The organism is Kitasatospora sp. NPDC007106, from assembly GCF_040634455.1.
GTDB lineage: Bacteria > Actinomycetota > Actinomycetes > Streptomycetales > Streptomycetaceae > Kitasatospora > Kitasatospora arboriphila.
In genome coordinates, this window is sequence record NZ_JBEYFP010000402.1 from 1 (window position 1) to 5,449 (window position 5,449).

Annotated in this window: 6 protein-coding genes; 5 read left to right on the plus strand and 1 reads right to left on the minus strand. The window is 72.4% G+C overall.

Annotated features, from left to right (window positions below; all coding sequences use genetic code 11):
- The first annotated feature begins 93 nt into the window (after positions 1-93).
- Positions 94-636, plus strand: a complete 543-nt coding sequence (locus ABZ641_RS24600; RefSeq protein WP_344625136.1) for a GNAT family protein — start codon at positions 94-96, stop codon at positions 634-636.
- A 77-nt stretch (positions 637-713) separates the two neighbouring features.
- Here the strand turns inward: ABZ641_RS24600 and ABZ641_RS24605 are convergent, their stop codons facing one another.
- Positions 714-1,532, minus strand: a complete 819-nt coding sequence (locus tag ABZ641_RS24605; protein WP_344625135.1) for a methyltransferase domain-containing protein — start codon at positions 1,530-1,532, stop codon at positions 714-716.
- A gap of 199 nt (positions 1,533-1,731) precedes the next feature.
- On the opposite strand from ABZ641_RS24605, the gene proS reads away from it, so the two are divergent.
- The 4 genes from proS (at position 1,732) to ABZ641_RS24625 (ending at position 5,320) form a co-directional block, all read left to right on the plus strand.
- Entirely contained in the window at positions 1,732-3,144 is a 1,413-nt protein-coding gene (gene proS, locus ABZ641_RS24610; protein ID WP_344625134.1) for a proline--tRNA ligase, read from the plus strand.
- Positions 3,145-3,654: 510 nt separating this feature from the next.
- A complete protein-coding gene (locus ABZ641_RS24615; RefSeq protein ID WP_359984971.1) occupies positions 3,655-4,233 on the plus strand; it encodes a hypothetical protein in 579 nt (192 codons plus the stop codon).
- A gap of 413 nt (positions 4,234-4,646) precedes the next feature.
- A complete protein-coding gene (rpsP, locus tag ABZ641_RS24620; RefSeq protein ID WP_030275690.1) occupies positions 4,647-5,078 on the plus strand; it encodes a 30S ribosomal protein S16 in 432 nt (143 codons plus the stop codon).
- A gap of 2 nt (positions 5,079-5,080) precedes the next feature.
- Entirely contained in the window at positions 5,081-5,320 is a 240-nt protein-coding gene (locus ABZ641_RS24625; RefSeq protein ID WP_030275689.1) for an RNA-binding protein, read from the plus strand.
- Positions 5,321-5,449: the final 129 nt, after the last annotated feature.

Genomic DNA, 5,449 nt, shown 5'->3' on the forward strand with positions numbered 1-5,449 from the left:
GCCCGCCGCACCTCCCCGAGGAGCGGCGGGCCGGCGGCGTCCCCGGGCCCGCCGTGGCCGATCGCCGGGGCCGCCCGGCGTCCCACCGCACACATGCACGATGATGGTGGTGTGCGAGTGAGGATCAGGGAACCCCGACCGGACGACGTGGCCCCGTACGCCGAGGCGGTGCGCCGCTCGGCCGATCACATAGGCCGGTGGAACCCGGTCGAACCGGACGGCCTCGCCGAGCTGCTGGACCGTCAGGGCCCGGGCCTGCGCACCTTCCTGATCGAGGACGTCGACACCGGCGGGCTCGTCGGCAAGTGCAACGTGGCCAACATCGTGATGGGCCGGTTCTGCAACGGCGCCCTCGGCTACGACTCCTACCTGCCCTACGCGGGCACCGGACGGATGACCGAGGGCATGCGGCTGGTGGTCGACCGCTGCTTCGCCCCCGGCGAGCGCGGCGGGCTCGGCCTGCACCGGCTGGAGATCAACGTGCAGCCGGACAACGCCCGTTCCGTCGCCATGGCCGAGCGGCTCGGCTTCCGCCACGAGGGCTTCACCCCGCGGATGCTGTTCCTCTCCGGCGCCTGGCGCGACCACGAGCGGTACGCGCTGACCGCCGAGGAGTGGACCCCGATCGACCGCTGACCCGCGTCGTCCGACCGTCGGCCCGCGTCCGCCCCGGGCCCGCGGCGGACGGACGTCCACCCCGGGCCCGCGGCGGCTCAGCGGGGCTGTTCGGCCACCACGTAGCGGAACACGTTGGCCATCCGGACGGAGGCGTCCGCCTGCACGAAGGGGTGCAGCGCCTCCTCCAGCTCCTTGGTCACCAGCGCCGGGCCCCACTCCTCGATCGCGCCCCCGTACAGACCGGTGGAGAGCATGCCGCGGACCGCGCTGTCGAGGTCCGGGTAGGCGAACGGACAGCTGACCCGGCCGCTGCCGGCGGGTCGGAGCCCGACGCCCGCGCACAGCTCCTCCAGTGCGCCGGGGGAGCTCAGCGCGAACGGGTCGAAGGACGGCGTCCGGACCGACCGGCGCCGGGCCACCTCCAGCACGCCCGCGCTCTCGCACCGCTCCGGCGGACCCCAGCCGGCCAGCACCACGTGCCCGCCCTGCAGGGTCAGCGCCGCGGCCTCCAGCACCAGCACCGCCGGATCCGCCACGTAGGCGAGCTCCTCGAAAACGGTGACCAGCGAATACGCCGAGCGGGGGACGGACTGGCCCGACCGGTCGACGCCGCCGGCGCCCGCCACCCGCAGCCGCCGGCCCTCCGCGAGCTCGCGCAGCTCGGCCTCCGCCTCCAGCCCGGCCACCTGCGCGCCGCGCTCCGCGGCGAGCAGCAGGGCGAGCCCCGAGCGGCATCCGAGACCGAGCAGGCTGGTCGCCGGACCGACCTCCAGCCGCCGGTATACCGCCTGGTAGAGCGGCACCAGCATCCGCTCCTGGATCTCCGCCCAGTCACGCGCCCGACCGTGCGACCCCGCTCCGCCACCCGCGTGCGGGCGCTGCGCGGTCGTACCGGTCACCTGCGCTGAAGCCATCGCGGCCTCCCATTCGGTGTGTGCGTCCGATGCTCCGGCTCCCCCCGGTCGTGTCCCGCCCCGCCTTCCAGCGAACAGCGCCCCGGCCCCGCCGTCCAGAGGTGTGCAGGGAGTGTCCGTGCGCCGAGGCGTGCGCCCCCGCAGTGCGCCGGTGAAACGGATTCACGGTCGGCACACCGATCGCCGTACCATTCGCCCCATGGCCAAGACACCCGTACTCACCCCCCAGTCGGAAGACTTTCCCCGCTGGTACCAGGACCTGATCAACAAGGCCGAACTGGCCGACAACGGTCCGGTGCGCGGAACGATGGTCATCCGACCGTACGGGTACAGCCTGTGGGAGCGGATGCAGCAGGAGATGGACGCCCGGATCAAGCGCGCCGGTGCCCAGAACGCCTACTTCCCGATGTTCATCCCGCAGTCCTACCTGACCAAGGAGGCCGAGCACGTCGAGGGCTTCGCGCCCGAGCTCGCCGTGGTCACCCACGGCGGCGGCAAGGAGCTGGAGGAGCCGGTCGTCGTCCGCCCCACCTCCGAGACGATCATCAACGAGTACTTCTCGAAGTGGGTCCAGAGCCACCGCGACCTGCCGCTGCTGATCAACCAGTGGGCCAACGTCGTCCGCTGGGAGCTCCGCCCGCGCGTCTTCCTGCGCACCACCGAGTTCCTCTGGCAGGAGGGCCACACCGCCCACGCCACCTACGAGGACGCCCGCGCCTACGCCTCGCGCATCCACACCGAGGTCTACGGCGACTTCATGACCAATGTGCTCGGCATCGACGTGGTGCTCGGCCGCAAGACCGCCCGCGAGCGCTTCGCCGGCGCCATCAACACCCTCACGCTCGAAGGCATGATGGGCGACGGCAAGGCCCTGCAGATGGGCACCAGCCACGAGCTGGGCCAGAACTTCGCCAAGGCGTTCAACACCACCTACCAGCTGCAGGGCGCCGAGCGCGAGCACGTCTGGCAGACCTCCTGGGGCGTCTCCACCCGCATGGTCGGCGGCCTGATCATGTCCCACGGCGACGACAGCGGCCTGCGGGTGCCGCCGCGCCTCGCCGCCGTCCAGGCCGTGGTGCTGGCGATCAAGGGCGACGAGGCGGTGCTCGCCAAGGTCCGCGAGATCGGCGCCGCCCTGGAGGCCGTGGGCGTGCGCACCGTCGTCGACGACCGGACGGACACCCCGTTCGGCCGCCGCGCCGTCGACTGGGAGCTCAAGGGCGTCCCGCTGCGCATCGAGGTCGGCCCGCGCGACCTGGAGAACGGCACCGCGATGCTGGTCCGCCGGATCGCCGGCGGCAAGGAGCCGGTCGCGGCCGACTCCCTGGCCGCGGTCGTGCCCGGCATCCTGGAGGAGGACCAGGAGCTGCTGCTCCGCCAGTCCCGCGAGCGCCGCGAGTCCCGCACGGTCGACGTCGCCTCCGTGGAGGAGGCCGTCGAGGCCGCCGCCACCGGCTGGGGCCGCATCTCCTGGGCCGACCTCGGCCCGGAGGGCGAGGCCGAGCTGGCCGAGCAGGGCGTCTCGGTGCGCTGCATCGTCGCCGCCGACGGGTCCGTGCCGGAGGCCGACGACCAGCCCGGCAACGTCGCGATCGTCGCCCGCGCCTACTGACCGCCGCCGCCCGGTCCACCGGCCGCCCCGAGCGGCCTGGCCGGTGCCGGGTACCGGGTGCCGGGCGCCGGGCCGGAGAGTCAACGATCGTGGAGCGGACGGACGGCGCCGGTCGGGGAACGGTACAAACCGAAGCCGTTCCGGAACCGGCTCCGTTGCAATTCGATGCCGATTCAGCGGATTGTTAACCGAGGTTTGCACACTGCTCGTCGATGCTACTCGCCGGTCAACTCCCGGCGGTGCGAAACAAGCGGTACGGTATACGGCCCGTGGCCCTGTCAATTTTGACCGGGCTGCGGGCCGTCCGCCTTGGGACGGCGTGCGCGTTCCCCGGGAGATAGCCGAGAGCCCCGCCGAGAATCGACGGGTCCACAGATGCAGGGGGTTGGTCTTGCGTCAGGTCAGAACAACGCAATTCAGGAGCGGGTGCGCATTCCTGAGAGATTGCTGGGAATTCCCGGTGAACGGGAACTCGCGGAACATCGGCCCTCTCTCCATCGTTGGTCCAGCGTGAGCACGACACAGCCTCTCGTCCTCGCGGCCGAACTGGCCGCCGCCTGGAGCGACATCCAGGCCCACCACCAGGACCTGCCCGACCTCGCCTCGCCCGAGGCGCTGATCGGCGAGTCCTCCTCGGCGTGCGGCACCCGGCTCGGTTTCGAGCGGTTGCTGCACGAAGCCGCCCACGGGCTGGCCGCCGCGCGGGAGATCCGCGACACCTCGCGGGCCGGCCGCTACCACAACCGGCGCTTCCTGATGCTCGCCTCCGAGCTCGGGCTGGCCCACCCGGTCGAGCCGCACGCCAGCAGCGGCTTCTCCCAGGTGACCATGCTCAAGGAGACGCAGGACAGGTACGCCGACACCATCGAGCGGCTGGAGCGCGCCCTCGGCGCCCACCAGCTCGCCGTCGCGGGCGAGGGCAGCCACCGGGCCTTCCGCGGTCCGGCGGCGCGGCACGGCTCGTCCGGTGGCGGCGTCCGCGTCAAGGCGGTGTGCGGCTGCGGGCGGAACGTCCGTGTCGTCCCCTCCGTGCTCGCCCAGGCGTCCATCGTCTGCGGCGCCTGCCAGCAGCCGTTCAAGATCGGCTGAGTACCGCCCGCCGGCCGCCGTGCCGTCGGTGAAAACCCTCCAGTTCGACAGTTCGCTGTGCTCGGCTCTACCGGGGGCGGGGGCCCTCGGTCGGGCCGATCTGCAGTGCTGTCGTCCGTGCTGTCGTCATCGCTCGTCGCCGTGCACCGCCCCCGGCAGGGTCCTGCCGGGGCCCCGTGCCGCGCTGCCGGGCCCGTCGCGCGCCATTCCCGCCGCTCCGGCCGGCGGCGACCCCCGCGCGGGCCGGTTCGGGCCCTCGGCCCGACTGTGGCAGAATGGACAGCTGAGTACTCGGCAGCCGAGCAGGACCCCTCTCTCCTACGGCTGGCGTGTCCCTTGAACGGCCGGTCGCCGCAACCCCACGCGGTGGCAGCGGCCGCTCACCCACGTCAACACCAGGAGAATCCACTCCCGTGGCAGTCAAGATCAAGCTCAAGCGTCTCGGCAAGATTCGCTCCCCGCACTACCGCATCGTCGTCGCCGACTCGCGCACCAAGCGTGACGGCCGCGCGATCGAGGAGATCGGCATCTACCAGCCGACCTACAACCCCTCGAAGATCGAGGTCGACGGCGACCGCGCCCAGTACTGGCTGTCCGTCGGCGCCCAGCCGACCGAGCCGGTCCTCGCCATCCTCAAGCTCACCGGTGACTGGCAGAAGTTCAAGGGCCTGCCCGCGCCGGAGCCGCTGAAGGTCGCCGAGCCGAAGGTCGAGGACTTCTCGCACCTGTTCGCCAAGGCCGTCGCCGGGTTCGAGGACAGCACCACCGGTGTTGCCATCACCCCGAAGGCCAAGAAGGCGGACAAGGCCGAGGCTGACGCCGAGGCCGCCTCCACCGAGGCCTGAGCATGATCGAGGAAGCCCTCGACCACCTGGTGAAGGGCATCGTCGAGCACCCCGACGAGGTGCAGGTGCGCTCGCGCAACCTGCGCCGGGGCAACACCATCGAGGTCCGGGTCCACCCCGACGACCTCGGCAAGGTGATCGGCCGCGGGGGCCGCACGGCCCGCGCACTGCGCACCGTGGTGGGTGCGCTCGGCGGCCGCAACGTCCGGGTCGACCTCGTCGACGTGGACAGCATCCGCTGACGCGGAGCCGTCAGGTCATCGTCAGGTACCAGGGGCCGGCCGGGACGCACAGCGTCCCGGCCCGCCCGAAAGGGGTTAACCCCCCCCCGTGTCGCCCGGGCCCGGGCGGTCGCCGCGGTCCCGGTGACG